Raw genomic sequence first — 24,938 nt, 5'->3', positions numbered from 1 at the left:
ATGACGAACGGAACTCAACAGCGATGACCTTCACCCCCGACCGCAAGCGACGCAAGTCAGGAAAGCGCGACCGCCGCACTGCCGCTGACTCGCGCGGTGGGGCGAGCAGAAGACCGCCAACGAACACCACACCGGCAGATCTCGTGGGCACCACTTCTCAGAATGTCCACGCACCCGAGGACACGGAGCAAGCACAACCCGAAGAAACATCGGACCCCGCAACACTGGCCGAACAGCTCAAGGCGGCCGGGCTCGACCTCAGCGGCCACCACTTCGCCGAGGTGTTCGAGGCCCTTGACCCGGTTTCGACCGACGATGACGAACCGAACGACGATACGTCGATCGCCGACGTCGAAGAACCAAGCAATGCAGTTGGAATTGCCGGTTCCGACCAACCACACGAAACCGTCGAATCCGCGGACTCAGCAGAGCTCGCTTCGACCGCACCGGCAGAATCGACTGCGCAACCCGAGCACGGAGACGATGATCAGCGCCCGACTTCGATGCACCCGATCCTCACCGACGCCGCCTGGAACGACCTGGCTGCGAGCACACCTGAGATCACCGATTCGATTTCGTCACTGACCGAACTGGTCGGAGGTCTTCGCGCCTTCGACCGGCCGATGGGGCCGAACGAGGCCCTGCAGGTCATCGATGGAGCCGAGGCTCTGCGTCGGCTCAGTGAGTCTCTGTCCACCCTGGCGCTGGCCGTCTACGAACGCGTCGGCACGCCCAAGGACAGTGGCGCCAAGTCGACCAAGGCGCTCATCCAGGAACGCCTCAACCTCTCGGGGCGAGAAGCGAACCGCCGGGCAAAGCTCGCAGAGAATCTCGGCGGACGAGTCGCACTCGACGGACAACCGCTTGAACCCGAACACCCGCTCGTCGCCGAGCAGCTCCACCTCGGCACCCTGCCCGCAGAGCACCTCACTGTTATCGAAGACTGCCTCAAGGCGCTGCCCGCATGGGTGGATCATGAGACGAAGTCCCGTGTGGAAACCGACCTCGTGAAGTACGCGAAATCGGTGACGGCGAGCGAGCTCCGCGACATCTTCCGTCGGATGCTCGCTCTCATCGACCCCGACGGTGCCGAGCCGCTCGACCCCAGCGATCGTTCCGCCTACTTCATCACTGCCCGCCCCAAGCGCAATGGAGACTGGAGGCTGGAGGGCGTGCTCGATCCCGTGGCGGGATCCGAACTGCACGGACTGCTGACCTCGCGGATCCAATCGGCGAAAGACAACACATCGACAAGCGCAGAACCCACCGACTCCGAGGCGGACGAAGGCGAGCGCGAAGACGCTCCCTCACTCGCCCCAAACGCCGGGCCAGACCAGGCTCCCGGTAGTGGCGGCCACGGCCAGACCTTCGATGAGCAACGGTTCGAACCTCTCGATGCCGTCCTTACCGGAGATCGTTTCGATGCACCTCCATGGGCTGTCATCGAGGCCACCGGAGACAACGAAGCCGAATCCGCGGATCCCGCTGCCAACCGTGCCGTTCCTTCCGGCCACGGCATCCGCGCCGACGGTTCGACTGTCGATCTCATGAGCGCGCAGCCCAGTGCGAAGGCCTGGATCTACGAACGTTTCGCCACTCTCATCTCGCGCATCAGCATGAAGGAAGCCGCCAAGGGTTCGCCCTACGCCCTGGTCGTCACAGCCAAAGCGTCCGACATCGCCAACGGCATCGGCGAAGCCACCACAGGCTCCGGCGACCGCTTCCCGATGGGCGACGTCGCTCGGCGCGGCCTCGATGGCACCGTCTTCTTCCACCTGATGGACGAAAAGGCTCGCACGGTGGAAGTCTGCACGGAACAGCGCTTCGCAAACAAGAAGCAGACCGCAATCGTCACCGCCAGGGATCGCGGATGCGTGTTCCCCGGTTGCGATGCACCGGCGGGGTGGTGCGACGTGAACCATGTTGTGCCGCACGCCCTGGGCGGCAAGACCGACATCAACAACATGTGCCTGCTGTGTTCCTTCCACCACCACCTTATGGACCGCTCCGACTGGGAAGTCTTCATGCTCGGCGACGGACGGCCGGCATGGCGACCGCCCGAAAGCACCGACCCTGCTCGCATTCCAATCCTGCACTCACGATTCATCACAGACGACATCATCGAGGGCCTCTTCGGCACGTAGCGGGGCACGGCCATTCAATGGCACCGCTGTGCCTCCATTCTGATGTGAGCGCGAATGGCCTTGTCGCGGCTGCCTTCACCCCACAGGACTCAGGTTTACGCGCTAGTCGGAGCGCAGGCGGCACAGCAATCGGCCCGAAAACGGTCCTCGCCGGTCAGAGACCAGACGCTGCATAAGAGATTCTCAGACGGGTGCAAATAGACTGGCCCCATGCACCTCGGCCCAGTCACTTCCAGCGCGACCGCGATTCCGCACGACATCTCGGCGGCAATCCCCAGTCCTTCCATCTCTAGCTTCCAACTCGGACCGCTGACGATCCACTTCTATGCGCTGTGCATCCTCGTGGGCATCATCATCGCGATCGTGCTCACGAACCACCGCCTAACCAAGCGCGGAGTCGAAGAGTGGCAGGTCCTCGACATTGCGACCCTGGCCGTGCCGATGGCCATCGTCTTCGCTCGCATCTACCACGTGATCACGCACTACACCGACTACTTCGGTCCCGGTCGCAACCCGTGGAACCCCTTCGAACCAGGCTCGGTGTGGGCCATCTGGGAGGGCGGAATCGCGATCTTCGGATCGCTCATCGGCGGCACGCTGGGTGCATGGATCATGTGCCGCCGCCTCGGCCTCAAACTCACCACTCTGCTCGACGCCCTGGCCCCTGGTCTCATCCTTGCCCAAGCCTGCGGACGCTTCGGCAACTGGTTCAACCAAGAGCTCTTCGGACTGCCGACCACCCTGCCCTGGGGCCTCGAGATCGACCCCCGCAATCCCGCCATCCCACCAGGCACCCCGGCTGACACGCTCTTCCACCCGACGTTCCTCTACGAGGTCGTCTGGAACAGCCTCGGCGCACTCGTCCTGCTCTATCTCGGCCGCCACGTCTTCTTCCAGTGGGGACGCCTCTTCGCCGTCTACCTGATGTGGTACGGCGCCGGCCGCATCGTCTGGGAGTCCATCCGACTCGACCCGAGCTTCGTCATCCTCGGTCTGCGCACCAACGTGTGGGGCGCGATCGGCGCCGTCGCTCTCGGTGTGGCGATCATGCTCATCCAGTGGAAGCGCCACCCCCAGCCCGAAGAATCACCGTTCATCCCCGGCCGCGAACCCGAACCCGCGAAGGACTGACACCCACCCTCGCCGAGGCGACTCCCGGGGTCCGTGGATGCGCACCCTTCCGTGGGCGCATTCGCGGTCGGGCCCACGTTCCCCAGTCAGAGCCCCATTCACCCGGCAGGGTTATGATCACCCAGCAAAATACTGTCAAGTAACATAGATTGCATGCACTTCTTGCGCATGGTCCTGCACCTGCTGAGGTCCCACCGACGTTCCGCGCGCGACATCTGGGACACCTACTCCCTCCCCATGCGCGTCCACCTGGGTGAGATCGACATATTCATGCATCTCAACAACGGCAAGTACCTCTCCATCATGGACCTGGGACGACTGGACATGATGGTACGCAGCGGAGCATGGCAGGCGATGCGTGAGCGCGGGTGGACCGGCGTCGTCAGCGCCGAGACCATCAGCTTCCGCAAATCACTGAAACTCTGGCAGCGCTACAACCTCGAGACCAAGGTCTGCGGAATCGACGAGCGCACCGTGTTCTTCGAACAGCGCATGGTCGTCGACGGCGAGATCTTCGCCCGAGCCTATGTCGCCACTCGCCTGATCTCCGATGACCGGCCGCTCACCAGGGACGACCTCATCGAGGCCTTCGGGATGCCGGAGAACGAACCCGAACTGCCCGACTGGATCCACGACTGGCGCCGTGACAACGCGCTGCCGAGCACCCGCCGGCCTGCCTGGAGCAGCTGGACATAACAGAGCTGTCGTCTGGACCGAACTGTGGTCGGCACTGCACCGTGGTCCGCGTTGAGTCGCGGTCGGCACGCAGCCGCGGCCGGGACGGCGCCGTAGTCGACACCGAGCCGTGGTCGCGCGACGGCACTGTGGTCCGAACAGAGCAGTGTTCGCGACGGCGCCCCAGCCCGGTACCGCTGCAAGCGCAACCCCGGCGCACGGACTACCGCCCCGCCTCGATCCACTCCTTGAGGCGGCCGAGACCGGTTGTGATCGCGGTTTCGTCGATGCCCGAATAGGCCAGTCGAATGTACGACCGGTCCTCACCGGGCTGCGGTGACCCGAAGTGCTCGCGAGTGCAGAATGAGACACCAGTGGCATGCAGAGCCTCGGTGGTGAAGTCCGCCACAGTCGCGATTCCCTTCGCCTCCATCGCCTCGGTGACATCGGGGAAGACGTAGAACGTCGAGCCCGGGGTCGCCACGGACATGCCGGGAATCTCGTTGATGAGCCGGCAGGTGGCATCACGTCGCTTGCGCAGCACCTCCAGCATCTGCCCGACCGGCCCCTGCGGTCCACGCAGGGCGGCAATCCCTGCCCACTGCACGTACTGGTTCGTGCAGGATTCGTCGTTGGTGTTCATCAGCGAGATCGCCTCGGAGACCTCTTTCGGGGCCACTGCACAGCCGAGCCGCGAACCCGTCATCGCGTACTTCTTCGAGAACGTGTAGAGAATGACGGTGCGCTCCCGCATTCCCGGCAGCGCGGCGATCGACTGGGACTTCCCGCGATAGCGCATCTCGAAGTACGCCTCGTCGGAGAGCACCCACAGGTCGAATTCCTGCGCAATCGCTGCGATGGCCTCACGCTCGCCCGGGGTGGACTCTGCGGAGATCGGGTTCTGCAGGTCGTTGTAGATGATGGCGGTGGTGTTCTCATCGATCGATGCCCGCAGGTGGTCGAGGTCGATGGCGAAGCCGTCGGAGGTCGGAACATATCGGTAGGGCCGGGCCGTACCGCCGAGATATTCGATCTGGGATTCGTAGATCGGAAATCCGGGATTCGGGTAGAGCACGCCTTCGCCGGGGTTCATCACGGCTTGGAGGAATTTCGTGATCACGGGCTTGCCTCCGGTGGTCACGACCACCTCGGCGGGGTCGATCGTCATTCCGCGTCGCGAGCCGATGTCATCGGCGAGCGCCTCCCGCAGTTCGGGAATCCCCGGCCCAGGGCAGTAACCGGTCTTGCCGTTGCGGATCGCCTGCTCCATCGCCTCGACGATGTGGGGAGCGAGCGGGAAATTGAGATCGCCGAGGTGGAACGGGAAGACCTCGTTGCCCTTCGCCTTCCAGTCGGCGGCGGCCTGGGCCACGCGGAAAGCGGTCTCGGTGCCGAGGTTGTCCAAGCGGCGAGCAGTCTTCATCGTCGACTCCTTCTTCGGGGTGCATCTCTTCCGGGCAATGTTGAGGTGTCGGTGCTGAGGTGTCCATGCGTGCTGCGCAACGCGGGACGAAACCGTCCCCGGGCCACGGTGCGCACCGGTTCACTCACGATAGAGCACCTGACCAGGGATTGTCAGCGGTGTCCGAGATTCATCCGACGGCGAGCGCGCTGCGCCCGGCCAGCAGACACCACAGGCCGATGCCGAGGAATACCGGAGCGCCGAAGATGCCGCACCAGAAACTCGGCGCCGCGGTCTCGCGCGGCAAGATGAACGCGACCACCGCGACGATGGTCAGCATCAGCCCCGCCACGTGAAGGACGGGCTGGCCGAAGACGACGGCGAGCGCGAAGAAGTGGATACCGACGATCGCGAAGATGAGTGGAGCGATATTCTCGGTCTGGCCGGTGCGGATGAGGAAGAAGCTCGCCACCGCCCCGATGATCACCTCGGCCCAGAACACGATGAGGTAGAGGGTGAACGCGGTGGTCCCGGTGGTGAAAGCGCTGGGTTCCGACCAGTTGCCGATGGCGGTGAGGATGCTCGGTACCGCGAGTGCGAGGCCCGCGACTCCGAGTCCGGCGAGCACGAGCCGCCAGACCAGTGCTCTGGGTGGCGCTTCCTGTGCCCAGCCTGACCAGATGAACGCAGCGAGTCCGAAGATCGCGCCGATCATAACGAGGTCGCGCGGGTGGGCCACGTCGATCATCGTCGATCCCTTTCATCCGAGCGGGTTGCCTTCGACACTACTCAACGAAGAGGATCCGCGCCCATGACGTTTTCCCGACTCCCTCGGTCCTGCGAACCCAGCTCGCCAGAGAGTGAAGCTCACCCTTCGCCGGGCGCGATGAACAGCTTCCGCAGCGGCGTTCCGTCGATGTACCAGCGCGTCTTCATCCCATCATCGAGGCGAACCAGCGATCCCGGCGCCAGTTCGATGGGGTCGCGAAGGGGTTCGTCGAATTCGATGCGCCCGGTCCCGGAGATGACGAGGAAGACCTCGTCGCCTTCGATATCGCGCATCGCTCCAGCGCTCATCTCCCACAACCCGTATTCGGCACCGCCGATGGTGCCGAGTTCGGCGAATCCCGTTGTCACAGACGTTTCCCCCGCCGAGGCGGCCGCCCCTTCCAGCCCCACCGACCCGACTGTGTCGGGTCCTCCCGTCGAGGTGGCCGGAATGGTCTGCCACTCCTCGATCAATTCATGGCTGAGAGGAAATTCGTGGGTGTTGATCGGCTCCATTGCGCTCATGCGAACAGTGTAATTAGACAGCCCACCCGAGTCCCGCCTCGACGAAGAAATCAGTGGGCAGTCGAGCGCGTTTCAACACTCAATACAAATCACCACAACTGTTTACTTCCCGTTGAGCGTGAGATAGAACTGTTTTCGTAGGCGACCACAAGGTCCGCCTCGAGTTCAGGAGATGATCCGTGTCCTACTTCAATGGCGAAGCCTCACACTGGCTGGCAGCATCCCCCGCCGACGACGTCGACGCCGTCCCGCTGCCGCGCGAGAAGCAGGATCTCGTCATCGTCGGCGGCGGACTGACCGGCCTGTGGTCGGCCTACTACGCCAGGCAGGCCCACCCCGATTGGGCGATCACCATCATCGAGGCCCGCCACATCGGCTACGGCGCCTCCGGCCGCAACGGCGGATGGCTCTCGACCCTGCTGCCGGGCAATCGCAGCAAGTTCGCCGAGGCGGTCGACCGCGCCCGGAAGAACGATCCCACCGGGCCGGTCGGCTCGGCAGGACTCGACGGCGTCGCCAGCGTCAGCGCCTTTCAGTCCGCACTCTTCGACTCCATCGACGAGGTCCTCGACGTCTGCGAGACCGAGGGCATCGATGCCCAACAAGTCCGCGGCGGCCACATCGACATCGCTCAGTCGGAGGCCGGCCTGTCCCGGCTGCGCGACCTTGAGGCCGGCAATGAGCAGTTCGGATACGGGACGGAGGATATGCAGTTCCTCGACGCCGAGGCGACTCGTGCCCGCATCAACGTCGACGGGGCACTCGGCAGTCTCTACTTCCCCTGTACCGCCGCCATCGATCCCGCGCTGCTCACCCGGGGACTCGGCCACGTGCTCAGGGAACAGGGCGTGACCATCTGCGAGGCCACCTCGGCGAGGCATATCCGAAAGAATTCGGTCGCCACGGACCGCGGGCCGGTGCGCGCGGACACGATCTTCGTGTGCCTCGAGGGGTATTCGGACACGGTCGGCGGCGACCTGCCGGGCCTGCAGGGACGGCAGGTCATCCCGGTGTTCTCGTCGATGATCGCAACCGAGCCGCTGCCGGGCGACGCGTGGGCGTCGATCGGCTGGGAGGGGCGCGAATGCCTCGGCGACACGGCGCACACGTTCATCTATGCCCAGCGCACGGCCGATGGCCGGATCGCGCTCGGCGGCCGTGGGGCGCCCTATGCTTTCCGGTCGGGTCTGCCCGGTGACGGTGAGGTCCCCGCCGAGGTGGTCGACCTGTTGGCCGGGCGCCTGTCCTCGCTCTTCCCGGACCTCGAGTTCGAGGTTGCGCATGCCTGGCGCGGTGCGCTCGGGGTGACCAGAGACTGGTGCGCCGGCATCTTCTTCGACCCGACACAGCGCATCGGAGTGGCCCGCGGCTATGCCGGGCACGGGGTGACGGCGACTCATCTGGCGGCGAAGACCCTGCTCGATCGGGCTGCCGGAGCATCGACGCCCTTGACCGGGCTGCCGTGGAACGATCACTTCTCCGGGCAGTGGGAGCCCGAACCGATTCGGTGGTTGGGCATCCGGTCGATGTACAAGATCTTCGGCCTCGCCGATGCGTGGGAGTCAGCGACCGGGGCGAAGAAGACGAGCCTGCTCGCACGGTTCGGTTCTCGGCTGGCTGGCCTGCATGAGTAGGCCGGTCGGGAGTGACCGGTCCGGCACTACCACCGCTGATGTCCAGCGAATCATAGATCTCGAGAAAGAGAACCGGAAACTGCTCCGAGCTGACCAGATCCTGTAGTCGGCTTTCTTCGCGGCGGACCTCACCTGCCCCCTCGGAAAGCGGCACCTCCAATGTTCACAGAGCGGGCTTACCTCGGTCGTGATCACCTGCGAGATCGTCGGCTGGCAGGTATCGAGGTCGTTGCGTACCGAGGTGGCTCGGGACGCCCCGCAGATGGGGATCTGCCCGGTCTGGTGCATCGCTCGAATCCCAGGGTCCGGTATCGAGCATTCCGCTGTCGCGAGGACCTGGCCGAACAAGACGCCGTCGGGTCTGTCGGATCTCGTGGCGATTCATCCGATAATGACCTTGCCAAGGCACTGAACTCACGTGGCAAAGCCGAGCTGATCCGGAATAGGGGGCCGTAGAACTAGGGCAGATCTCGCCACGATCCCAGCTCCACAGAAAATTGGTGACGAACCATGCCCTAGGCCACCGAGGTGCCGAACAGCATACCCACAAGGAATGTCGCGGCGAGCGCAATCGCACCGCCGATACAGGTGCGGGCGACGGCGGACCACCTGTTCGCGCCGCCGACCCACGCCGCGACGTAGCCGGTGATCGCGAGGGCGACGATGGTCGCACCAAACGTCACCGGGATATTCATCGAGGTCGGCAGGAAGAGGATAGTGAGCATCGGCAGGAGCGCGCCGACGAAGAACGAGAGCGCGGAGGCGAGCGCTGCGTGCCACGGGTTCACAACGTCGTCCTCGTCGATGTTGAGCTCCGTCGAGAGGTGCGCCTTGAGCGCATCCTTCTCGGTGAGCTCCTTCGCCACCACCTCCGCGGTGCTGCGCGAGAGCCCCTGAGTCTCATACAGCCCGATGAGCTCCTCGAGCTCGCCATCTGGGTCGACTCGGAGCTCCTCTCGCTCTTTATCGATCAGGGCCCGCTCGCTGTCGCGCTGGCTCGAGACCGAAACGTACTCGCCGAGGGCCATCGAAATCGCCCCACCGACAACGGCTGCCGCGCCGGCAAGCAGGACCGGCGTGAAGCTGTTCGTCGCGCCAGCGACTCCGACCACGACGGCGGCGGTCGAAACGATGCCGTCGTTCGCGCCGAGCACTCCGGCACGAAGCCAGTTGAGTCGCTGTGCCAGGCCATCGATCTGGTGTGGTTCTTCTCGCTCGGCTTCGTGGCCGCGGGCGTTCCTCATGGTGCAGATTGTAGGCGCTGTGACGCCGCGCACGTAAACGGCGGAGCGAGGCACGTAGGACCGTTTCACCAAGCCGACACGGAGCCGTGGGAACCGTCCTCGGGTCTTACGCAGCGGTGCCCTCTGCCTCAGCTCGCGAGGAAGGGGCAGACTGAAGCCATGACGAAATCCCGCATCTCCCCCATGGCCATTTCCTACCCGGCGTCGAGCATCCGCAAGATGTTCAACCTCGCCCTCGACTTCCCCGATGCTGTGAAGCTCACCGTCGGCGAACCGGACTTCACCACTCCGGAGCACATCAAGGCCGCCGGCATCCGCGCGATCGAGAACGACAACACCCGCTACGTCGCCAATGCGGGCATCCCCGAACTGCGGCAGGCGATCGCCCGGAAGTACTCGAATCGGTGGAATCGCAGCATCACGCCCGAGAACGTCATGGTCTCCTTCGGCGCGATGGAGGCGCTCACCTTCGCCCTCGACGTCACTGTCGCTCCAGGGGATGAGGTCATCATCCCCGACCCGAGCTTCCCCAATTACATGGGTCAGGTGCACCGCCTCGGCGGGGTTGCCGTGTCCGTCCCCGTCACCGAAGACAACGATTTCAAGCTCCGCGCCGAGGATGTCCGCTCAGCGATCACGGACAAGACCGCGGCGATCATCATCAACAGTCCCTCGAACCCCTTGGGGTCGGTGATGGATCGGACCGACCTCGAGCAGATTGCCGCGCTGGCCGATGAGCATGGGTTCACCGTCATCTCCGATGAGGTCTATGACGAGATGGTCTTCGAGGCGGAATACACCTCCATCGCCGAGGTGAAACCATCCACCGCCGAGGTGGGGGCTGAGTTCGATCGATTCCTGGCCATCGGCAGCTTCTCGAAGACCTATGCCATGACCGGGTGGCGGTGCGGATTCGTCATCGGCGCGGAGGATCTCATCGCGCCGATGGCACTGCTGCAGGAGGGCCTGACCTCGAGCCTGCCCGGCTTCGTCCAGGAGGCAGCGGTCGCCGCAATCGAGGGACCGCAGACCGCGGTCGATGAGATGGTCGCTTCGTATGCCAGGCGGCGCGAGCTCATGGTCGAGCGCATCAACGCCATCGAGGGCTTGAGTCTGTTGCGGCCGGCGGCGACGTTCTATGCCTGGGTGAATGTGTCCGAGTGGGGATTGGACTCGTGGGAACTGGCGACCCAGCTGCTCGAGAAGCACAACCTCGCGACGATCCCCGGCTCGGCCTTCGGCCCGGCCGGCGAAGGCTACCTGCGTCTGACCTTCGCCGTGTCCGAGGACACCATCAACACTGCGTGCGACCGGCTGGAGGCCTTCGCCGCTAGCCGGTGATGCCAGGAGTGTTGAGCCACCGAGCGCTCAAGTCACCGTCGACCGCGCATCGCATAGCGTGAGCGGTCGGAGTTAAGACGCACGGTCGCTGATCCGCACCTCACTCCACCGCGGCGAGCGCTGAATTCCAGCTTCCGTAGAACTTCCGGACGGCCGCGGCCGAGGGCACTTCGCCCTTATGTTCGGCGGCGTATTCGGTGTAAGCCTTGTAGGTCGCGGCGGTCCCGCGTGATTCGCAGTCGGCGAGGAATTCGGCGATCGCCTTGTCGTAGGCATCCGAGTCAAAGCGCAGCTGCCCCTTGGCTCGGCCGATCTTGTTCGTCGCCAGACCCGCCGCCTTGAGCGCTTCGTTCCAGGACCCGAACCTCTGCACCGCGGTTTGACTGGTCGGCGGCCAAATCGTCGCCCCCTGCGCCGAGGTCGCACCGAGGCTGTCGAGCACCGACTTGCGCAGTTTGTCGTACCGGCTCGCGGTCAGACTAGGGACCTCCGCCCGGCCACGGACGTACGCAACCGCCGCAGCCACCTCGGCGAGGGTGGACGTCACAGACGCCCCTGAATTCTCGAGTTGGACGGTCAGCGCGGACTCCACCTCGGCGAGGGTCTCTCGGTCGGTGGGGCTGAGCTTGGCCGGGTCAGCACTCGCGGGGATCCCCGGCGTACCGGTGGCATCGAGGCTGCGGGCGGTGATGAACAGCAGCGCACCGAGCACGGCCAGCGACGAGGTGTGGGTTCTCCCGGTATCAGACATCCAGTCCATTGTACGTTTCAGATGGTTCCCTGCTCAGGATTACCGCCACCGTGGAGATCAGCACCGGGGCTGGGTCAGCTGGATCGTCGGAATCCTGTCGGTTTCATCGCCCGAACATCGAGCATCGTATTCAACGCGAAGAACAGACCGCTGATCACGACCGCAGTGATCGCGGCCAATGGGATCGAACCGGTGATCAGCAGGTAGCCTCCGCCGAGCACGAGCACCGACGCACCCGCCGACACCAGACGCCCGGTCATCTTGCCGCCGATGTCGCTTCCGCTGAGGACGACGTCGATCGTCCGCGAGATGACGAACCACGCGACGAGAATGCCCAAGGTCGCGAGCAGCGATTCGGGCAGACTCAATCGCATCTGCAGCTGCATCGTCTCGCCCAGCAGGGTCGCGGCGAACGGGACGATCAGCGGCAGTCCCAGAGCGATAAGGATCGGGCCAGTGAGGGTGAGGACCAGCCGGTGGCGATACAGCGAGCGCATGATTCGTCCTTTCTTCTTGCGGCGACGAGGTCCGTGGGCGGTGGGTTGGTGAGGGCGGCACCTGCGGGGACCGCAGTTCCTGAGGCTTCAGCCGGCCAGCAGGGCGAGCGATCCGGTGGCGATGAGCGTGGTCAAGGTTGTCCAGGCGATGATCGCGATGCCCTGCCACAGCAGGATCCACGAGGTCTTCACACCAGCACTGACGAGGATCGTCGAGGTGATCTGGGTGGGAATCGCCAACGGTCCGAGCAGGCTCGCGCCGGGAACACCGAAGCGGGTGAGGAACTTCTTGAACTTGACCCGTCCCTTGGACTCGGGCTTCCCACCCTCACCGAGGTGGCCCTCCGTCACCGTGTCACCGGCATCGCTGTCGGCCGCTGGATCCGGAGAGAGAACGTCGGCGGATCCATTCCGCGTGGCAGCGGCCTCGGGCACAGCACCATCAACCGCTCCGGAGCCGACACCTGCGCCGACTCCCACGGCCGCGAGCTCACGCTTTTCGCTCTGCCGATTCACGACAGCGCGACGCGCCCGTGCGCCGAGGAGCACGATGACGGTGACGCAGATGAAGTTGCCGATGGTCCCGGCGATTCCGGCGAGCACGGGGTTCATTCCGGCCCACACGCCGATGATTGAGGAGATCTCACCCTCGATGAAGGGGACCGCCCCGGCCGCGGCGATGATGAACGGCTGAAGCAGGTCGGGAACCTGAGCGGCGAGACCTTGGAAGAATTCGATGATGGGATTCATGGTGTCCTCCTGAACGTGATCGGCAGATCCCGGCCCGAATGAACCGGATCTGATGGTTGATACGTTCAGTACAGACTGTGTTCTCAGAACAGGGTCAAGCCCTCATCGTCGAACCCAGCGAATCCTCAGCTATCTTCCCTAGTCACTGTCTTCAGCTCTCTCCCTCAGCTCCCGACCTCACTCCTCTTCCTCCGCCTCAGTCTCCTGCCTCAGCCTTCTTCCTCCGCGGCCACGTGCTTGATGAAAGCGATGAACCGCTCGCGATCTTCGTCCGGAATCTCGAGAGTCGGGAAGACAGAGATGAAGGCACGCTGGATGACGTCGATCTGCGCGTCGTTGTAGAGCTCTCTGAGCGAGCCGATGATCGCAGCCTGCCCCATCTTCACGTCCCCGGTCATCCGCTCGGTCGGCGCGAGGAGCCAGGGTTTCGCTTCGAGCTGTCGCTTCATACTCGGGGCGATCTGCTCTGCCAAGCGTGCGCGGGTGGCGTCGTCGGCATCCTCGGCGAGGTCGTCGACCTCCTGGTCGTACGGGGTGGTCTCAGACATGATGGACCGCATCTCCGCGAGCGCCGATTCCTCGTACAGGGTCGAATAGATGTTCATCAGTGCGCGATCGGAGTTCGACATCCGGGCGGCGATGTCGATGAAGCCTGAAGCAGTATCGATCGGCGCTCCGTGTTCGAGGAGCTGGGACACCTCGGTGCGTGCTTTCTCCAGAGCCGCGATCTGCTCACCGAGATCGACCTCAAGCTGTTTGAGGGCGAGCTGCTGCTGTTCGTGATCGTCGTCGACCGCACCGATGTCCGACAACGGGATCCCGAGCTCGCGCATCCGCCGGATCTGATGGAGTCGCAGCAGGTGGGAGGCCCCGTACTGTTTGTATCCGTTGCTCATCCGTTCGGGCTCGGTGAGCAGCCCAAGCTTGTGATAATGCCGAATCGTGTTGACCGTGGTGCCGGTCAGCCGCGCCAATTCGCTCGTGCTCCATCCCACGGTCAGGTCCTTCCGCCGATGCCGTGTGGTCCAGTGTCGATGAGGTCCTCGTCGACTCCCAACACCGCTCAGTCTAAGCGGACGGACTGACATGGTGAGCGGGAGAACCGACGTGGACGGTCCGATCCACGCGGACTACCGTGTAACCATGACAGCAGGATTCGATTCGGTCGACGCCCTCGTCTTCGACATGTTCGGCACCGTCGTCGACTGGCGCAGCAGTGTAGCCGCCGAGGTGGCCGTGCACTTGCGCGATCATGTTCCCGATCTCGTTCCACTTGAGTTCGCCGATGCCTGGCGCGCCGAATATCAGCCGTCGATGGAGCAGGTCCGCAACGGTGACCGGGAGTTCGTTCGTCTGGATGTGCTCCACCGGGAGAATCTCGAGACCGTGCTCAGGGGTCTCGGCGTCGATCCGGACTCGATTCCCGCACCGGTCCTCGACGAGACCAATCTTGCGTGGCACCGGCTCGATCCGTGGCCGGATGCGATCGCAGGGTTGACCCGTTTGAAGGAGCGGTTCATCATCGCCCCGTTGTCGAATGCGAACGTCCGGTTGGCTCTCGACGTCGCCAAACGTGCTGGTGTTCCCTGGGATGCGATCCTCGGCGCCGAGGTGGCGGGAGCCTATAAGCCGGACCCCGACGCGTATCTGCGGACCGCCGACATCCTCAGTCTCGAACCGCAGCAGGTCGCCATGGTCGCCGCGCACAACAGCGATCTCGCCGCGGCGCAGTCCCTCGGGCTCCGCACGGCTTTCGTTCGTCGCCCCACCGAGCATGGACCTGATCAGACCATCGATCTCGAGCCCACGGGCGACTGGGACATCGTTGCCGAGGACTTCGAAGACCTCGCTGACCAGATCAGCTGAGGCATCGCAGGAACCAGATGACTCCGACGTTGGTTCGCACTAGGGCGTTCTCTACTGGTTCCGGGATGAGCACGGCGTCGCCGGTGTAGCCGCGCAGAAGTGCCGAAAGCGCTCCGTTGCCGGTGCTCTCCTCCTCCACCACGGATTGAAGATGGGTCGGGGCTGCAGGAGAAAACCGGCGGCCGTGGTCGCGTCGAACGCGAAAAGGTTGGCAGTGAGCCCGGCTTTCATGTCCCCGGCGCCACGTCCGTACAGCCAGCCGTTCTCGACTCGAGGCTCGAAGGCTCGACTCGAGGCTCGAAAGGCGGAGCAGTCCAATTTTCCAAGGGTCCGGTTGGAACGACATCCACATGACCTTGCAGGATCAGCGATCGGCCCTGCGAGACTGCCGGCCGATAGCTGCCTACGATGTTGAAGTCTTCGTCGTAGGGCACGTACCTCTGTCGGTTATTCTGCATTCCTCAACGAGGATCCGGAAGACCAGCCACATTTGCTGTCATTGGTTGCGCACCCCCTCCCCTCATTCGGGATCAGGGTATACCGTGGGCCACAGGGACGGGTCGACCGGCCCGTACTCCAGCCACCATCTGACGAAAGGTGACAAGCATGAGTGAGACGAGCATCAGCGCTTCCCGCACGATCGATGCCCCCGTAGAGGACATCTTCCGAATCCTCTCGAATCCAGAGCGTCATGCCGAGATCGACGGCTCGGGAATGGTCCAGTCCGATGACAAGACCGATCGCATCACCGAGACCGGCCAAGTGTTCACGATGAACATGCACTGGGACAAGATGGGCGGCGACTACAAGACCGACAATCACGTCATCGGCTTTGAGGAGAACAAGCTTCTCGCCTGGAAGACGGCACCGGCCGGTGAAGAGCCACCGGGTTGGGAGTGGGTCTGGGAGCTCAAGTCCCACAGCCATGACTCGACCGAGGTCTCCGTGACCTACGATTGGAGCGCTGTCACCGACAAGGAGGTGCTCAAGCAGGTCGACTTCCCGGCCGTCAGCGAAGAGGACCTCGAATCGTCCCTCGGCAACTTGGCAGCCGCGGTGTCCGGAGTCTGACGCCCCGCAGCAGCGCGTCCACCCGGGCTGCTCACGCCTGATGAGTCTGATGAGGCGGCCCTGTTCGAGCTCACCGCAGTTCGTTCAGGGCCGTCTCCGCGCGTCGCCGGCGGTCTTCGACTGACATCTCCCACCAATACTCGCCGCGTTCGCCGAGGCCGTGCTTCGCGACATTCACCCTCCGCCTCGCCTCCGCGAGATCATTCTCAGCACCCCGCCTCTTCGCCTGCTTGACGGCATTCCTCGCGGCGCCGAGGCGGCTCTTGAGTTCCTCGATCACGCTCGGTTCCAGTGCTGGGTCGGTTCGTCGCCACCGGCGTCCTTTGACGATCAACCAACGCTCGTCATCATTGTCGCTGTTCTCGCTCATGCGCCGACTGTACCTCTCACCCCGGACGCAGCGCGTACGTCTCGTGGCACCGGCAGATGAGAGGATAGCCTGGTGTCTGCCAACCGATCCGCCCTCCCCGCCGATTGGCGTGATGCCTTCGCCCCACTCGCCGAGGCGGCTCCGCACTCACACACGCCCGTGGCGCTGGGATTCGAGCTCGTCCAAGTCATCCCCCGCACTTGGTTCGAAGCTCAGCACTCCGTCCTCCTCAACAAGGACGACGTCACCCCGGGCGCGAATCCGAGCCTCGCGATCCGCCCGCTCATGCTCAGCGAGTCCGGCAACTGGGTGAAGAAGACCCTGACCTGGCGCACCATCGACCGCATGACCCGGCAGTTCGACATCGACCCGGCCCACCAGGAATGGTTCACCCAGCTCGCGGGGCTGCGCACCCGCGGGAAGACGGACTTCACGCCCGACGGGGCGCCGTACCACCTCGGCGATTTCCGCACTCCCCTGCTGTGGGATCACTTCACGCAGGGGAAGAAGCTCGGCATCGAATTCGTCGGTATCAATCCGGATATGATCGTCACCATCGGGCACACCGCCCGCGCCGCCATCGACATCCGCCGCAGCCAGAACCGCCTGCAGGTGCAGACGCGGGCGACCATCGACGAACGCGAATATGCTCCCGGTCTGATCAAGCCGATCTGGACGCACGGCTTCTTCGGCGTCGACGTCACCAGCGGTTTCACCGTCACCCTGGCCCCCGCGGAGACCCCGACGAAGGAATCCGCACTGCCCGTGCTCCAGTCCCCGGGGCCGATCACCATTCCCGAGGCAGAAACCGAAGAATTCTTCGAGGAGTACTACCCGCAGCTGCGCTCCAGCGCCGAGGTCATCAGCAGCGACGCAACCGTCGCCTTCCCCCAGTACGGGCGCCCCCGCCTCGTCGTCTTCGCCGCCTTCGGCGCCGGCGACAAACTCTCCTTAAGCTGGTACTGGGAATACCAGGGACCCCGCCGCACCTTCCCCGTCATCGATCGATTGAGGCTCAGCGCCGCCTCGGCGAGGGAATATGCGGAGCAACGCGAACTCGACTTCGAAGATGCCGTCGTCGCTGAGGTCGACAAACTCCTCGCCGACGCCCACGAAACCGGCTCCGCCCTGCCGGGCATCAAGGACTTCGAACTCGACGACGCGGACACCGCGGATTTCGTCGTCAACGTCCTGCCCGGGCTCGAGGAGATCGAACACGTCAAGGTCATCACGCGCGGGAAGAAGCAGCCGTACCGGGAGCTCGGCGGGGAGCCGAACGTGAAGATCACCGCGGTCGAGTCGGAGAAGAACGACTGGTTCGACCTCGGCTTCCAGATCAGCATCGACGGCCGCCCGGTCCCCTTCGTCAAGCTGTACAAGGCGCTGGCCGCCGGGACGAAGAAGATCAAGCTCTCCGACGATTCGTTCCTGTCGCTGAACAAGCCGATCTTCGACAAGCTCAAGGCCCTCCTCGCCGAGGCGGACCTCATCCCCGAATGGGAACCGGAGTCGCCGAAGATCTGCCGGATGCATGTGGGTCTGTGGTCGGATTTCGAGGACCTCGCCGACGAGTCCGAACCGGCCGCGACCTGGAGAGACTCGGTGCGCGCATTGGCCGACCTCGAACACCTGCCCGCCACCGAGGTGCCTGACCTGAACGGTGCGACACTGCGTCCGTATCAGGTGCAGGGATTCCGGTGGTTGGCGCTGCTCTACCGGTGCCGCCTCGGCGGGATCCTCGCCGACGACATGGGCCTGGGCAAGACCCTGCAGACGCTTGCTCTCATCAAACACGCGAAAACCGAGCACACCCGGTCCTTCACCGAGGATGCCCCCGCCGAGGCGGCCCACCCGTCCCCCGCCGACAACGATGCGACGCTCCCGCCCTTCCTCGTCGTGGCACCGACATCGGTCGTCCCGAATTGGGTGAAGGAGGCGACCGCGTTCGCCCCTGATCTCGATGTCCGTGTCGTGGCCGAATCGACGCGGGCGCGTGGGGTCGACCTCGCCGAGGTGGCTCGAGGTGCCGATGTCATCGTCATGTCGTATGCGATGTTGAGGTTGGAGGAGACTCCGATCTCGCGGATGGAGTGGGCGGGGCTCATCCTCGACGAGGCGCAGTTCGTCAAGAACTCCACCGCGCAGACCCACCTGGCGGCGAAGGAAGTGCGGGCACCGTTCCGCTTGGCGTTGACCGGCACGCCTTTGGAGAACTCGCTCAAGGATGTGTGGTCGCTGTTCTCGATCACGGCACCCGGACTGTTCCCGAGTCCTCACCGGTTCGAGGAGGAATACGTCCGACCGATCGAATCCGGCGAGAACCCGGGACGGATGCAGCGCCTGCAACGGCGGATCCGGCCATTCATGATGCGGCGGACGAAGGATCTCGTCGCCGCGGACCTGCCGGAGAAGCAGGAGCAGGTCATCTCGGTCGAGCTCAACGCCGCGCACCGGAGACTCTACGATCGGATTCTGCAGAAGGAGCGGAAGAAGATCCTCGGCTTCATCGACAGCGAATACGACAAGCAGCGATTCATCGTGTTCCGGTCACTGACGCTGCTGCGGATGCTCGCTCTCGATCCGTCGATCGTCGATGCCGAACATGCTGAGGTGCCGTCGTCGAAGCTGGCTGCACTCCTGGAACGGCTCGACGATGTCATCGCCGAGGGCCACCGGTCGATCGTATTCAGCCAGTTCACGTCGTTCCTGACCAATGTCGCCGCGGAGCTCGACGCTCGCGGGATTCCCTATGTCGTCCTCGACGGGTCGACGCGCAATCGCGGGACGGTCGTCGATGCGTTCCGGTCCGGTGTGGCGCCGGTGTTCCTCATCAGTCTCAAGGCCGGTGGGTTCGGGCTCAACCTCACCGAGGCGGACTATGTCTTCCTCATGGATCCGTGGTGGAACCCCGCCTCGGAGAATCAGGCGATCGACCGGGCGCACCGGATCGGTCAGACGAAGAACGTCATGGTCTACCGCTATGTCGCCGAGGGCACGATCGAGGAGAAAGTGCTCGCCCTGCAGAAGCGCAAGGCCGAACTCTTCGACGAGCTCATGTCCGATTCCGGGACCTACCAGGGGCGCGGCCCCGGCGGTCAGGCCTTCAGCCAGACCGTGACGGCCGCGGACATCAAGGGGCTGTTCAAGGGGTAAGGGCCGTAGGCACATGCCCCGTCAGGAATTGCGTCAGGCATTCCGTCACGCCATGGAGAGGAAGAGCTTCTCGAGCTCGTCGGTGCGCACATCGTCCTCGTCGTCCTCGAGGCATTCCCGCAGCGCCGTCGAGATGATGAGGAATCCGGCCCGGTCGAGGGCCTTCGACACCGCTGAGAGCTGATGGATGACGTCGCGGCAGTGACTTCCGTCCTCGACCGCGGTGATCACCGCGCCGAGCTGCCCCTGTGCCCGACGCAGTCGATTGAGGACCTTCTTCTGCGCGGCAGGATCGGCGAGCATCCGCTCACCCGGGTCGCCCTCTGCGTTCGCCGGCTCAGCCGGGGACGTGTCGCGTTCGCTCATCGTCGTCCTTTCACGTTCTCGATGTTGACATCAACTATACCCCTAAGGGTATATTGAATGCATACCCCAGAGGGTATATGAAACCAATGATGAACAGGCTCGCGATGGCCGAAGAAGGAGACAGCTATGTGTCGAGCAGCGACGTGCCGAGTGTGCGGAAAGACCACGTGGGCAGGATGCGGACAGCACATCCAGTCGGTGAAGAGCACGGTTCCGGCCGGTCAGTGGTGCAACGGCAAGCACACCCAGGCCGAAGAGGATGCGGCCCGAGCGGCCAAGCCCGGCTTCTTCTCCCGCCTCTTCGGCCGCTGACCACACGGCAGACCAAACACCCCTCGACCACGGAAAGAAGACTCCCATGCTCCTCGAACGCATCTTCGACGCCGACCTCGCCCACGCCAGCTACGTCATCGCCTGCCAGGCCAGCGGGGAGGCGATCGTCGTCGATCCCCGCCGGGACATCGCGGTCTACCGCGACTTCGCCGACCGCCACGGACTGACGATCGCCGCCGTCACCGAGACCCACATCCACGCCGACTACCTCTCCGGCACCCGCGAACTCGCCGCCGCCACCGGCGCGACGATGTACGTCTCCGACGAAGGCGGACCCGACTGGTCCTACGGGGCGGGCTTCGACGACGCGGTGCGCCTGCACGACGGTGACGAGATCGCCCTCGGCAACATCACCCTGCGCGCCTCGCACACCCCCGGCCACACTCCCGAGCACCTGTCGTACCTCGTCACCGACGGTGCCCAGGCCGACGCACCGGGGTTCATGCTCACCGGCGACTTCGTCTTCGTCGGCGACATCGGACGCCCAGACCTCCTCGACGAGGCGGCCGGCGGCTCCGACACCCGCTTCGCCGGTGCCCGCGACCTCTTCGCCAGCCTCCGCGACCGCCTGCTCACCCTCCCCGACTACGTGCAGATCCTGCCCGCCCACGGCGCGGGAAGCGCCTGCGGCAAAGCCCTGGGGGCCATTCCGACGACCACCGTCGGCTACGAGCGCGCCTTCGCCTGGTGGTCGCCGTTCCTCGAGAGCGGCGATGAGCAGGGCTTCGTCGACGAACTGCTGTCCGGGCAGCCCGACGCCCACGCCTACTTCGCCAGGATGAAGACCGAGAACCGGGAGGGCCCGTCTCTCCTCGGCGAGCTCGCCGAGCTCGAGGAATTCGACGCCGGTCGCGTGCAGGAGAGGATCGAGGACGGCTCGGCGGCTTTCATCGACACCCGTCCGACCGCGGATGTCCATGCCGGCACCCCGGCCGGGGCCCTGCACATCCCGGGACCTGGCAAGGCCGCGAGCTTCGGCGCCTGGGTCTTCGACCCGGCCGCGGAGTCGACGCCGATCATCATCCTCGCCGGCGACGCCGAGCAGGCGGCGGAGTTCCGGGATCATCTCATCAGGGTCGGGATCGACACGGTCACCGGCTACGTGACCTCGCTTGCCGGAATGGATCTGCAACCGGTCGACCTGATCGACCCGGCGAAACTGGCAGACGCAGCCGACATCCGCCTCGTCGATGTCCGCTCGAAGAACGAGCACGCCGGCGGCCACATCCCCGGTGCGACCCAACTCAGCGGCGGCCGCGCCCTGTGGGAACTCGACCGCCTGCCGAGCGACGGCCGGATCGTCACCTATTGCCAGAGCGGCACCCGCAGCAGCATCACCGCCAGCGCCCTGCGCCGTGCCGGATACCGGGTCGCCGAGCTCGCCGGCTCCTACGACGCCTGGCGGTCGCTCGAGTCCTGATCCGGAACAGGGAGCTGCCGGCCATCCGCGAGCCGCTTACCCCTCCAGATCGGGGATGATCGGAAGCTCGGCCGTCACCTCATCCCGGGGAACCACCTCGGCGCTGGTGGCAGTGTTGTCCACGGAATCATCGGCGGGCATCCCGGTCAGCCGTTCGGGGCGAAGGATCTCGCCGAGCTCATCCCGCTCGAGCAGTCCGTGCTCGACGACGAGATCGGCGATGGGTTCGTTCTTCGCCAGTGCTTCCTTCGCGAGCTTCGCCGCGGCGACGTAGCCGATGACCGGGGCGAGCGCGGTGATGACGGTGACCGAGCGGTCGACGGTGTCCTCGATATGCGCCTCGTTGGCGGTGATGCCGTTGACGCAGTTGATGCGGAAGGTCTGGGCCGCGCGTTCGAGCCAGGTGATCGACTGGAACAGCGAGTGGGCGATGATCGGTTCGAAGGCGTTGAGCTGCAGCTGTCCGCCTTCGACGGCCATGGACACGGTGACGTCGGCACCGGCCACGGAGTACGCGACCTGGGACACCGCCTCGGGGATGACGGGATTGACCTTGCCGGGCATGATCGACGATCCCGCCTGGCGGGCGGGCAGGTTGATCTCACCGATGCCGGCCTGCGGCCCCGACGACAGTAGACGCAGGTCGTTGGCGATCTTCGACATCTTCAGCGCGCTGCGCTTGAGCGCACCGGAGAAGGTGATGAAAACACCTGTGTCGGAGGTGGATTCGACGAGGTCTCCGGCCGTTTTCAGGTCGAGCCCGGTGATCTGCCGCAGGTGTTTGATGACCGCTTCTTTGTACCCGGCCGGGGCGTTGATCGAGGTGCCGATCGCGGTTGCACCCATGTTCACTTCGCCGAGGAGGGCGACGGCTTCCTCGAGGCGTTCGACGTCCTCCCGCAGGGTGGTGGCGAAGGCGTTGAACTCCTGGCCGAGCGTCATCGGCACAGCGTCCTGCAGCTGGGTGCGCCCGACCTTGACGATATGGGTGAACTCGCGGCCCTTCGCGGCGAAGGCGTCGGCGAGGAGCGTGAGTTCGCCGAGGAGGTTCTGCAGTGAGAACGCCAGCGCGATCTTGATCGCGGTCGGGTAGGTGTCGTTCGTCGACTGGCTGTGGTTGGTGTGGTCGTTGGGGTGGATGAACGCGTAGTCGCCCTTGGACCGGCCGGCGATCTCGAGCGCACGGTTGGTGATGACCTCGTTGGCGTTCATGTTCGTCGAGGTGCCGGCTCCGCCCTGGACGACGCCGACGGCGAACTGGTCGTGGAGCTTGCCGGACTTGATCTCTTCGCAGGCCGCGTCGATGAGGTTCGCGCGCTGGTCGTCGAGCGCTCCGATCTCGGCGTTGGCACGGGCGGCGGCCTGTTTGACGCAGGCGAAGGCGCGGACGAAGTCGGGGTAGACGGAGATGGGACGGCGGGCGATGGGGAAGTTCTCGTTCGCCCGGGCCGTGTGCACTCCCCAGTAGGCGGTGTCGGGGATCTCGAGGCTGCCGATCGAGTCGGTCTCGGTGCGGGTGGGGAAGTTCTGGCTGGTGGGGATCTGGTTCGTCGAAGTCGGCGAGGTGAGGGGAAGAGAGGCGGTGTTGGGGTCTGCGAAGGCGTTCGACTCAGTCATAGTGGTTTCAGAGTCTCACATTTCGGCTTCTACCCGAAGGGGTGATCTGTGTGAGATCAGGAACCGAAGTAGTAGTCCGAGTGGGCCGCGCAGCGGGGGTTGAAGTGCGCAGCGCATTCGGGGCAGCTGTCGGTTGCTTTGTACGTCTCGATCGTCAGTTCGGTCCAGCAGTTCCCACACAGGATGGCGGGCTGGTCCCATCGTTCGCGTGGCCACCGCTGTGCGGGATGATCCGCCGTCTCGGAATGGCACTGGTGGCAGGGATAGTAGCGGTCGCAGCAAGCGAAGCGGATGGCGATGATGTCGAGTTCGGTCGCGTAGTGGACGCACCGAGTGTGGTCATCGACAGTGGGGCCAAATACTTCGGGAGTTCGCGTCATTGCTCACCCGTCCTTACTTATGTTCACATCTGCATCTGCATCTGACCGAACTAAACGGCCGAAAAACCCTACGACCAACGCAAGTACACCCAAGATCGCAACTGTCCATACTATTAGCATAAAAATATCGGTCGCATCGCCAAAGAAAGATGGGTCCGACATATTCATACACTTTGCAGCATCAGGCATATCAAGCCCTTCAAAATCCTGATACGCAGCACATTCTCTCTTATTTAGATCCGAGGATTCCCGCAAGACCAATCGAAGCATCTCCTCGGGAGACACTTCCTCAAGTAGTGAAACCAACCAGGCAGAAATGCCAATAACACCGAACGTGGAGACCTCGCGATAAACAAGATTAGATATCGGTCTATTATACTTCCTTAGCGATAGATACATGCCAAATAAGGCACCAAACACAATACCTAGACTAGAACAGGTAAGCGCGAGGTCACCTGAAATAGCAGGATTCTTAGTCAGCATGGAATCAAAGACAGCCCAGGTCTTGACCAGATTCCAAACAGCAGGAGAAAGCACACCGGAAACTAGCCCAACTGCCGCCCCGACACCTGTAGCCCCGGCAAAGTAGGTGAACAGCCGTAAGCCCTCGCGCGCCGCTCGGCGCCAACCAATCAGCATGCCGAAAACTCCAACCAGAACACAAGACACTAGCCAAGTAGCTGCCACGAACGGCCCATAAATGACCAGAAGACCCCCTCCTAGGCGACGCAAGATTAGCGCATTGGTGGATTCGTCAGAAGCAACCCACGTCAAGCCAAGTATTCCGAATCCAAGAATTAAGAGTATAGCTACAGCAGTTACAGACCCGTACATGATCACAAATAGAAATAGGGTTGACTTTTTGCCTCTATCAACCACATGCAGAATGAACTCTACAATTCTATTATCGTAGTTGATTTTCACGCCCCAACCATTCGGAGCCAAGAGCATCATCAAATTCCTGGCGCCATATTTTATGGTAGTGCAGAAGTTGCCCCAAGCAGTTTCCACCTCTTGCCTAAGAGTCAAATCGACCTTATCCTCAAAATGCTTGTTCGCTTCATTCCCTAGTGTGATATCCGCGACTAGAAGGACTAGAACCAGTAGAAGAACCAGGCCTCCACCAGCAGCATCTGCCCAACGTATAGAAACAAGAATTACCCCTAAGTAGATCGATATTCGGGGAGCTCTCCAGCGATTCGTATATTTCAACTTACCGCGCCGTAAAAATATGACAAATGCCCCACCGAGAATCAGCGTCGCCATCAACATGATTGCCGCCATTGCAATACTCCATGATTCTTTGATTTGCGGTTATGAGTAGCCCGTAAATAACACAGCAAGTAGTCTTGCATCGTCTACTGCGCATTCAAAATTCCCGTAGGGGCCGCGCAAGAGCGGATAAAAGCGCAAAACATCGAAGGCCACGCCGACTGCGGCCTTGCTCGTCGAGGTCTGTAATGTCTTGCTTCGCCGGCCCCGGTTCCCAACATAGATGTA

At 63.6% G+C, this 24,938-nt stretch carries 24 protein-coding genes; 10 read left to right on the top strand and 14 right to left on the bottom strand.

Annotated features, from left to right (window positions below):
* Positions 1-23 precede the first annotated feature (23 nt).
* From SB749_RS06540 to SB749_RS06530, 3 genes are all read left to right on the top strand, one after another.
* Positions 24-2,144: a DUF222 domain-containing protein gene (locus SB749_RS06540; RefSeq protein WP_410709617.1), complete on the top strand. Its 2,121-nt coding sequence runs from the start codon at positions 24-26 to the stop codon at positions 2,142-2,144.
* Between the two features lie 210 nt (positions 2,145-2,354).
* Positions 2,355-3,275, top strand: coding sequence for a prolipoprotein diacylglyceryl transferase (gene lgt / locus SB749_RS06535; protein ID WP_410709616.1), 921 nt, complete (start codon positions 2,355-2,357; stop codon positions 3,273-3,275).
* A gap of 153 nt (positions 3,276-3,428) precedes the next feature.
* The gene (locus SB749_RS06530; protein ID WP_410709615.1) at positions 3,429-3,971 is read left to right on the top strand and encodes an acyl-CoA thioesterase; all 543 of its coding nucleotides are present in this window, start codon (positions 3,429-3,431) and stop codon (positions 3,969-3,971) included.
* A gap of 202 nt (positions 3,972-4,173) precedes the next feature.
* Here SB749_RS06530 and SB749_RS06525 read toward each other — a convergent pair whose 3' ends face one another.
* From SB749_RS06525 to SB749_RS06515, 3 genes are all read right to left on the bottom strand, one after another.
* A complete protein-coding gene (locus tag SB749_RS06525) occupies positions 4,174-5,373 on the bottom strand; it encodes a pyridoxal phosphate-dependent aminotransferase (protein ID WP_410709614.1) in 1,200 nt (399 codons plus the stop codon).
* Positions 5,374-5,542: 169 nt separating this feature from the next.
* Positions 5,543-6,100: a hypothetical protein gene (locus SB749_RS06520; protein WP_410709613.1), complete on the bottom strand. Its 558-nt coding sequence runs from the start codon at positions 6,098-6,100 to the stop codon at positions 5,543-5,545.
* 119 nt (positions 6,101-6,219) lie between these two features.
* Complete coding sequence (locus tag SB749_RS06515) at positions 6,220-6,645, bottom strand: cupin domain-containing protein (protein ID WP_410709612.1); 426 nt, start codon at positions 6,643-6,645, stop codon at positions 6,220-6,222.
* Positions 6,646-6,824: 179 nt separating this feature from the next.
* Between SB749_RS06515 and SB749_RS06510 the strand changes: the two genes are divergently transcribed.
* Positions 6,825-8,279: an NAD(P)/FAD-dependent oxidoreductase gene (locus SB749_RS06510; RefSeq protein WP_410709611.1), complete on the top strand. Its 1,455-nt coding sequence runs from the start codon at positions 6,825-6,827 to the stop codon at positions 8,277-8,279.
* A 515-nt stretch (positions 8,280-8,794) separates the two neighbouring features.
* Here SB749_RS06510 and SB749_RS06505 read toward each other — a convergent pair.
* Positions 8,795-9,523, bottom strand: a complete 729-nt coding sequence (locus tag SB749_RS06505; protein ID WP_173154699.1) for a VIT family protein — start codon at positions 9,521-9,523, stop codon at positions 8,795-8,797.
* Between the two features lie 159 nt (positions 9,524-9,682).
* Here SB749_RS06505 and SB749_RS06500 point away from each other — a divergent pair, with 159 nt between their 5' ends.
* Positions 9,683-10,864 carry a pyridoxal phosphate-dependent aminotransferase gene (locus SB749_RS06500; protein WP_410709610.1) on the top strand — a complete coding sequence of 394 codons (1,182 nt, stop codon included), beginning with the start codon at positions 9,683-9,685 and terminating at the stop codon, positions 10,862-10,864.
* 100 nt (positions 10,865-10,964) lie between these two features.
* Here the strand turns inward: SB749_RS06500 and SB749_RS06495 are convergent, their stop codons facing one another.
* From SB749_RS06495 to SB749_RS06480, 4 genes are all read right to left on the bottom strand, one after another.
* Positions 10,965-11,615 (bottom strand): homing endonuclease associated repeat-containing protein, encoded by a 651-nt coding sequence (locus tag SB749_RS06495; protein WP_410709609.1) that lies wholly within the window; start codon positions 11,613-11,615, stop codon positions 10,965-10,967.
* Between the two features lie 74 nt (positions 11,616-11,689).
* A complete protein-coding gene (locus tag SB749_RS06490; RefSeq protein WP_410709608.1) occupies positions 11,690-12,112 on the bottom strand; it encodes a hypothetical protein in 423 nt (140 codons plus the stop codon).
* A gap of 87 nt (positions 12,113-12,199) precedes the next feature.
* Positions 12,200-12,862, bottom strand: a complete 663-nt coding sequence (locus tag SB749_RS06485; RefSeq protein ID WP_410709607.1) for a small multidrug efflux protein — start codon at positions 12,860-12,862, stop codon at positions 12,200-12,202.
* Between the two features lie 209 nt (positions 12,863-13,071).
* A complete protein-coding gene (locus tag SB749_RS06480; RefSeq protein ID WP_410709606.1) occupies positions 13,072-13,857 on the bottom strand; it encodes a MerR family transcriptional regulator in 786 nt (261 codons plus the stop codon).
* Positions 13,858-14,005: 148 nt separating this feature from the next.
* Between SB749_RS06480 and SB749_RS06475 the strand changes: the two genes are divergently transcribed.
* Positions 14,006-14,728, top strand: coding sequence for a haloacid dehalogenase type II (locus SB749_RS06475; RefSeq protein ID WP_410709605.1), 723 nt, complete (start codon positions 14,006-14,008; stop codon positions 14,726-14,728).
* Here the strand turns inward: SB749_RS06475 and SB749_RS06470 are convergent.
* Positions 14,721-14,870 (bottom strand): hypothetical protein, encoded by a 150-nt coding sequence (locus SB749_RS06470; protein WP_410709936.1) that lies wholly within the window; start codon positions 14,868-14,870, stop codon positions 14,721-14,723. The two genes, SB749_RS06475 and SB749_RS06470, sit on opposite strands and share 8 nt — an antisense overlap.
* Before the next feature lie 464 nt (positions 14,871-15,334).
* On the opposite strand from SB749_RS06470, the gene SB749_RS06465 reads away from it, so the two are divergent.
* A complete protein-coding gene (locus SB749_RS06465; protein WP_410709604.1) occupies positions 15,335-15,799 on the top strand; it encodes an SRPBCC family protein in 465 nt (154 codons plus the stop codon).
* 70 nt (positions 15,800-15,869) lie between these two features.
* On the opposite strand, the gene SB749_RS06460 is transcribed toward SB749_RS06465, so the two are convergent.
* Positions 15,870-16,169: a biopolymer transporter Tol gene (locus SB749_RS06460; RefSeq protein ID WP_410709603.1), complete on the bottom strand. Its 300-nt coding sequence runs from the start codon at positions 16,167-16,169 to the stop codon at positions 15,870-15,872.
* Positions 16,170-16,241: 72 nt separating this feature from the next.
* Between SB749_RS06460 and SB749_RS06455 the strand changes: the two genes are divergently transcribed.
* Positions 16,242-19,322: a DEAD/DEAH box helicase gene (locus SB749_RS06455; protein ID WP_410709602.1), complete on the top strand. Its 3,081-nt coding sequence runs from the start codon at positions 16,242-16,244 to the stop codon at positions 19,320-19,322.
* A 45-nt stretch (positions 19,323-19,367) separates the two neighbouring features.
* Here the strand turns inward: SB749_RS06455 and SB749_RS06450 are convergent, their stop codons facing one another.
* On the bottom strand, positions 19,368-19,625 hold the full coding sequence (locus tag SB749_RS06450; protein ID WP_369865482.1) for a metal-sensitive transcriptional regulator: 258 nt from the start codon (positions 19,623-19,625) through the stop codon (positions 19,368-19,370).
* 189 nt (positions 19,626-19,814) lie between these two features.
* On the opposite strand from SB749_RS06450, the gene SB749_RS06445 reads away from it, so the two are divergent.
* Complete coding sequence (locus tag SB749_RS06445) at positions 19,815-20,000, top strand: hypothetical protein (RefSeq protein ID WP_025777490.1); 186 nt, start codon at positions 19,815-19,817, stop codon at positions 19,998-20,000.
* 46 nt (positions 20,001-20,046) lie between these two features.
* Positions 20,047-21,441, top strand: a complete 1,395-nt coding sequence (locus SB749_RS06440) for an MBL fold metallo-hydrolase (protein WP_410709601.1) — start codon at positions 20,047-20,049, stop codon at positions 21,439-21,441.
* A 36-nt stretch (positions 21,442-21,477) separates the two neighbouring features.
* On the opposite strand, the gene SB749_RS06435 is transcribed toward SB749_RS06440, so the two are convergent.
* Genes SB749_RS06435 through SB749_RS06425 form a run of 3 tightly spaced genes read right to left on the bottom strand, consistent with a single transcriptional unit; the run spans position 21,478 to position 24,722 of the window.
* On the bottom strand, positions 21,478-23,058 hold the full coding sequence (locus tag SB749_RS06435) for an aspartate ammonia-lyase (protein WP_410709600.1): 1,581 nt from the start codon (positions 23,056-23,058) through the stop codon (positions 21,478-21,480).
* A gap of 56 nt (positions 23,059-23,114) precedes the next feature.
* Positions 23,115-23,438, bottom strand: coding sequence for a CHY zinc finger protein (locus SB749_RS06430; protein ID WP_410709599.1), 324 nt, complete (start codon positions 23,436-23,438; stop codon positions 23,115-23,117).
* A 3-nt stretch (positions 23,439-23,441) separates the two neighbouring features.
* The gene (locus SB749_RS06425) at positions 23,442-24,722 is read right to left on the bottom strand and encodes a hypothetical protein (protein WP_410709598.1); all 1,281 of its coding nucleotides are present in this window, start codon (positions 24,720-24,722) and stop codon (positions 23,442-23,444) included.
* Positions 24,723-24,938 lie beyond the last annotated feature (216 nt).

Origin of the sequence: Brevibacterium sp. SIMBA_078, from assembly GCF_046534565.1 — a bacterium.
GTDB lineage: Bacteria > Actinomycetota > Actinomycetes > Actinomycetales > Brevibacteriaceae > Brevibacterium.
The sequence above is the reverse complement of the archived record's forward strand: the minus strand, read 5'-3'. Positions and strand labels throughout refer to the sequence as shown.